Origin of the sequence: Marinobacter sp. UBA2498, from assembly GCF_002341575.1 — a bacterium.
Lineage (GTDB): Bacteria > Pseudomonadota > Gammaproteobacteria > Pseudomonadales > Oleiphilaceae > Marinobacter > Marinobacter manganoxydans.
This window is the reverse complement of the sequence record NZ_DDOI01000154.1, coordinates 38,283-43,681: the sequence shown is the minus strand read 5'-3', so window position 1 is coordinate 43,681 and position 5,399 is coordinate 38,283. Positions and strand designations below refer to the sequence as shown.

5 protein-coding genes and 2 pseudogenes are annotated in these 5,399 nt (G+C 59.1%); 5 read left to right on the top strand and 2 right to left on the bottom strand.

The window, feature by feature from the left end:
- Nucleotides 1-522 (bottom strand): annotated as a pseudogene (locus tag B2W52_RS21435) (methyl-accepting chemotaxis protein); the annotation flags it as partial.
- Between the two features lie 168 nt (nucleotides 523-690).
- Here B2W52_RS21435 and B2W52_RS21430 point away from each other — a divergent pair.
- Entirely contained in the window at nucleotides 691-1,395 is a 705-nt protein-coding gene (locus B2W52_RS21430; RefSeq protein ID WP_273018066.1) for an AzlC family ABC transporter permease, read from the top strand.
- Nucleotides 1,388-1,717, top strand: coding sequence for a branched-chain amino acid transporter permease (locus B2W52_RS21425; protein ID WP_273069343.1), 330 nt, complete (start codon nucleotides 1,388-1,390; stop codon nucleotides 1,715-1,717). Before B2W52_RS21430 ends, B2W52_RS21425 begins: the two co-directional genes overlap by 8 nt.
- An 11-nt stretch (nucleotides 1,718-1,728) precedes the next feature.
- On the opposite strand, the gene B2W52_RS21420 is transcribed toward B2W52_RS21425, so the two are convergent.
- On the bottom strand, nucleotides 1,729-2,133 hold the full coding sequence (locus B2W52_RS21420) for a DUF1330 domain-containing protein (protein WP_014576954.1): 405 nt from the start codon (nucleotides 2,131-2,133) through the stop codon (nucleotides 1,729-1,731).
- Nucleotides 2,134-2,292: 159 nt separating this feature from the next.
- Here B2W52_RS21420 and B2W52_RS21415 point away from each other — a divergent pair, with 159 nt between their 5' ends.
- The 3 genes and pseudogenes from B2W52_RS21415 to B2W52_RS21405 all read left to right on the top strand — a co-directional run.
- Nucleotides 2,293-2,754, top strand: coding sequence for a (2Fe-2S)-binding protein (locus B2W52_RS21415; RefSeq protein WP_273069341.1), 462 nt, complete (start codon nucleotides 2,293-2,295; stop codon nucleotides 2,752-2,754).
- Nucleotides 2,751-5,084: a xanthine dehydrogenase family protein molybdopterin-binding subunit gene (locus B2W52_RS21410; protein WP_273069340.1), complete on the top strand. Its 2,334-nt coding sequence runs from the start codon at nucleotides 2,751-2,753 to the stop codon at nucleotides 5,082-5,084. Before B2W52_RS21415 ends, B2W52_RS21410 begins: the two co-directional genes overlap by 4 nt.
- 151 nt (nucleotides 5,085-5,235) lie before the next feature.
- Nucleotides 5,236-5,399: pseudogene (locus B2W52_RS21405) on the top strand (AEC family transporter); the annotation flags it as partial.

Below are 5,399 nucleotides of genomic sequence, written 5' to 3'. Positions count from 1 at the left end.
CAGCAACTCGTCGGCGCCGTCAGATACAGACTTCCTGCTTTGAAACTGGCGACCAGCAATCGCTTCGAGCATCGGCTCCATGGCCGGGAACAGATCGAAATCCACGACCTGGCCGACACGGTAATAGCTTTTCTCTGCAATGCCCTCTTTCATCCGGGCGATAAGCGCCAGTACCCGCTCGAAATCCTCACGATGTGCCTCTGCCCACTCGCTCAACCCCGGATCCGTTTCCAGACTCTGCCAATGTGCCGGCAAAGCGGTCTCCAAACGGCTGAACTCGGTCTCGATTTCATCCCACAGCAGAAGCTGGGCCTTGATCTTGTACGCAAGATCCTGGAGGTGCCGATGGTCCTGTTCGAGATCCGCCAGTAGCCAGGCTTCGTTGAGGTTGGTCTGGATCAGGGTTTTGGAGGCGTCTTCCGCTTTCAGGATGATGCTCCAGGACAGAGCGGAAAGTCCTGCGACGGCAAAGACCGAGAGAAAAGCGAAAAAAAGGATGCGGGTTCTTACTGTGCCGAACATGACAACTCCAACAGCGGGCTATGCCACGGATGGTATGCCGATTTTGTGACACTTTTATTGCACCCTTAGCGTCAGCTTTTCATCGCTCGCCCTCGTTAATGGTGTTAACCACTTCAAAAAATTCCACCGATTCTCTATCATCGCCGCTTTCTGACCGTTTGGATGCTAATGAACCAGTCCGTCTTCAGACTCACGCTGCCCATCTTGTTCGGCTATCTTCCGCTGGGCATGGCCTTTGGTGTGCTGTTCTCAACACAGCTCGAGTATGCCTGGTGGGCTGCGCCGTTGATGGGAATCGTGATTTACGCCGGAGCCGGCCAGATACTGGCCGTCAGCCTTCTGGCCGTTAACGCGGGCCTGCTGGAAGTCTTCATTGCGATGTTTGTTCTGAACGCCCGCCATCTGTTCTACGGGCTTTCATTGCTGGGCCAGTTCAAGGGTGCGGGCTGGCGAAAACTCTATCTGATTTTCGGTTTGACCGATGAAACCTATTCCCTGCTCACCAGCCGCCCACGAGGAAGCGACCGGGCCCACGAACAGGAGGTCGATTTCCGAATTACCGGCTTTAACCAGTGTTACTGGGTGGCGGGTTGCGCAATCGGTGCATTGCTTGGCGACAATGTCGCCTTTGACAGCACCGGTATTGAGTTCGCGTTGGTGGCTCTGTTCATTGTTCTGACTCTGGAGCAATTCAAAGCCCTGGGAGAAGGCTTCCCGATCTGGCTCGGAGCAGCGGCCGCGGGCGTCGCAATGCTGATTTTGCCACCGGCACATCAGTTGATCGGTGCCATTGCGCTGGTCACTGCCGTCCTGCTGTTCGAATACCGGAAGCATCGCGGGCAGGTACCGGGCGAGGAGAGCAGCCATGGGTGAATCCGGCTATCTGGCGGCATTCATTGCGGTGGCGGCAGTCGCGACTTTTGCCACGCGGGTGATTCCCTTTCTGTTTTTCGAGAGGCACACGGAGCATCCGCTGGTGCGCCATCTGGGGCGCTACCTTCCTGCGGCCGTGATGGCGTTGCTGGCCACGGTATTTCTGCAGCGCTCGGCGGAATGGTCCGGCTCATGGATGGGGTTCGAAGCCCTGCTTCCCGGCGTCCTCGTGGTGATTATTCACCTCTGGCGCCGCAATGCCCTGCTCTCTATCGCCGCAGGAACCATCAGCTACATGGCCATCCAGCAAGCCGGGCTTTGATCCGGCTTTAATTACATCCGTGTTTCAAGGTTGGCGACCAGCCGTGAATCCTGAAGGGCAGCGGTGCGGTGTTTGACCACGCCTTTGTATTCCCGGCTTTCGATCATGGCCATGAAGGCATCGATTGAGGGATACCTGACCAGAAGCACCTGATCCCAGGATTCATCCGGGGGCGCAATGAGCGATCCAACACTGCGGCCAGACCAGATGACTTCTGCTCCGACCGATTTTACGCAGGCGGCCGCCTCCTCCATATAGAGCTTGTAGGCTTCGCGGCCGCTTCGCTCCGGCGCCTCTTCCTTGTAATTGGCCCGATCACGGAAGCGCAGCAGATTCAGCATGACAACGGGCTGGTCTTTCGGGGTATCCGCCAGGACTTTTTGCAGCTGTTCGGGGGTGGGATTAACGGCGTCCATCCTTATCCTCTTCTTCTCTTGTTTCCGGGGCCTACTATAGCCCAGGCCCGAGGCGAGCGTGCAAGCGATTTTATTACCTTTCATCCAGATTGCTCTTTTTACTCTGCCAGTTCGTAGGGCTACAGTGAAGGAGACAAAACTCATAAACGAGAGGACGTTATGGCTACCCTCACGATCAACGGCGAGCGCTACGAGCTCGACGTCCCCGACAACATGCCCCTGCTCTGGGTAATCCGCGACGTTGTCGGCCTCAAAGGAACCAAGTTCGGATGCGGGATGTCCCAATGCGGCGCCTGCACAGTTCACCTGAACGGAACGGCAATCCGCTCCTGCGTCACACCGGTTTCTGCGGCCAGTGGCGAGATCACCACCATTGAAGCCATGGCCGACGACCCGGTTGGCAGCAAAGTTCAGCAGGCCTGGCTCGATCTCGGGGTGGCCCAGTGCGGATACTGCCAGGGTGGCCAGATCATGAACGCCACAGCGCTGCTAAAAAGAACACCGAATCCCAAGACCGGGGAGATTGTGGATGCCATGGCAGGGAATCTCTGTCGCTGCGGCACCTACAACCGCATTCTGGCGGCGATTGAACGAGCTTCCGGCAAGGAGGGAGAAGCATGAGCGCCGATGACAACTTGATGATAGCCAACGTAAGCCGCAGGCGCTTCCTGATGGGCCTGGCGGGTGGCTCTGCCCTAGTACTAGCAGCCCGTTGGGATGTGGCCCTGGCTGGCAATGAAAAGGCTCAATTCGGTGCCGGAGCCATGCCCGGCGGATGGGTGGACGACCCGAACGTGTTCATCCATATCGATGCTGATGGCCTGGTTACCATTGTGAACAACCGCTCCGAAATGGGTCAGGGCATCCGGACCAGCCTGGTGATGGTCGGTGCCGACGAGCTTGGCGCAGACTGGGATCAGGTAAGGGTCGAGCAGGCGGAAGGCGATCACGACAAATACGGCAACCAGAACACCGACGGTTCCCGCAGCATGCGCCACTGGTACCAGCCCATGCGCCGAGCCGCAGCGGCGGCCAGACAGATGCTGGAGCAGGCGGCCGCCAATGAGTGGGGCGTGCCGGTTAGTGAGGTGCAGGCTGGCGTACACAGCATCGTTCACACGCCTTCCGGCAAGGAACTCGGCTTTGGGGAACTCGCAGCCAAGGCTCGGGAGCTCGACGTTCCCGGGCGCAATGCACTGGTACTCAAGCGCGACGATGAGCTGCGATTTGTCGGCAAGGAAACCGGCCTCATTAACGGCGAGCTGAAGTCCGCATACCCTAAAGCCATCGACGGTGAGGATATTGTCACCGGTAAGGCGGTGTATGGCGCTGATGTTCCCTTCGAGGACCTGCTCTATGCGGTGATCGCCCGTCCACCGGTTTACGGGGCTACTGTTGGCGATTTCGACGACACCGAGGCCCTCAAGGTGCCCGGTGTTGAGAAGGTACTCAAGGTTGAGGGCACCGGCCAACCGGCGGGCTTCAGCCCGCTCGGCGGTATTGCCGTGGTGGCATCGAATACCTGGGCCGCCATGGAGGGTCGCAAGGCTCTGAAGATCGACTGGAATCTGGAGCCTGCCGGCGACAACGCAAGCTATACGTCGGCCACTTACAGGGAATCCCTTGAGAAAGCGGCGCAGCAACCTGGCAAGGTCGTCCGTCAGCATGGCGATCTGGACACAGCTCTGGAAAACGCTAGCGAGCGGGTCTCCGCCACCTACTACATGCCCCACATGGCCCAGGCTCCCATGGAGCCCCCGGTGGCGACCGTGCGGATCAAGGACGGCAAGGCAGAGGTATGGGCGCCCGTTCAGAATCCGCAGGCGACCCGCGATACCGTGGCCGGGCGACTGGGCCTGGATGCGAAGAACGTGACCGTTCACGTTACCCTGCTTGGCGGTGGCTTTGGTCGCAAGTCCAAACCGGATTTTGCCATTGAAGCGGCCAGTATCGCCGAGGCCTTCAAAGGTCGGCCGGTCCGGCTGCAGTGGTCACGGGAAGATGATATTCACCACGCCTACTATCACGCCGTGTCTGTGGATTATCTCGAAGCGGGACTGGACAACAACGGGCAGGCCACCGGCTGGCTGCACCGGACCCTCTCTCCCAGTATTGGCTCGCTGTTTGCGCCCGACCCGAAACACAAGGGCGAATTCGAACTGGGCATGGGTTTCAACACCATGCCGTTCTCGGTGCCGGCCCTGAGGCTGGAGAATCCACCTGCGCCCGCCCATGTGCGAATCGGCTGGTTCCGCTCGGTCTACAACCTGCCCCATGCCTGGGCGATCCAGAGCTTTGCCCATGAGATGGCTGTAGCCGCCGGCAAGGACCATCGCGACTACGTGCTGGACCTGCTCGGCCCGGACCGGGAGATCCACAATCTCACCGTGGGCGATGGCTGGAATTATGGCGAAGACCCGGATCTCTACCCTATCGACATCGGGCGCATGCGTAACGTAATCGAGCGGGTAACCAGGGAGGCAGACTGGGGTAAATCCACCGGCAAGAATCGGGGGTTGGGCCTCGCCTTCCACCACAGCTTCGTATCGTACACCGCGATTGTCGTTGATGTGGAAGTCGATGATCAGGGCGAGCTCACCATCCATCGGGCAGACATTGCCTTCGATTGCGGCCCGCAGGCCAACCCGGAGCGGATTCGCTCCCAGCTGGAAGGCGCCATAGTGATGGGCATTGGCATCGCGCTGCAAAGCGAGGTGACATTCGAAGACGGTGTGGCGCAGCAGGGTAACTTCGACAAGTACCTGATCCCGCGCATGCCGGATGCACCCAAAACCCTGCGGGTTCACCTGGTCGACAACCCGGATGAGGCCATGGGTGGTGTTGGTGAGCCAGGCCTGCCTCCGGTAGCGCCGGCATTGTGCAATGCGATCTATGCCGCAACCGGCAAACGCATCCGGCGCCTGCCCGTTGGCGACCAACTGAAAGCCTGAAAGTGATCAGGGCCCCTCGGGGCCCTGTTTTTTTACGCCATTCCCCCTCGCCGCCCCATACCTTCGTGGTATTCCCATAGCATCCTAGCTTTCTCCTCGCTTATAATTCAGATGAAACCAGTCACTCTCCTCGACCCGACGGCCAGCCTTGATGACCCTGATCGATCTGTTCCTGCAAACCATGGAAACCACGCTGCCCGTGTTTGCCATGGTCTTTATCGGCCTGGGACTTCGCCGGATCGGCTGGATCGACAATGCGTTTGTGAATACTGCTTCGGCGCTGGTATTCAAGGCCACCCTGCCGACCCTGGTATT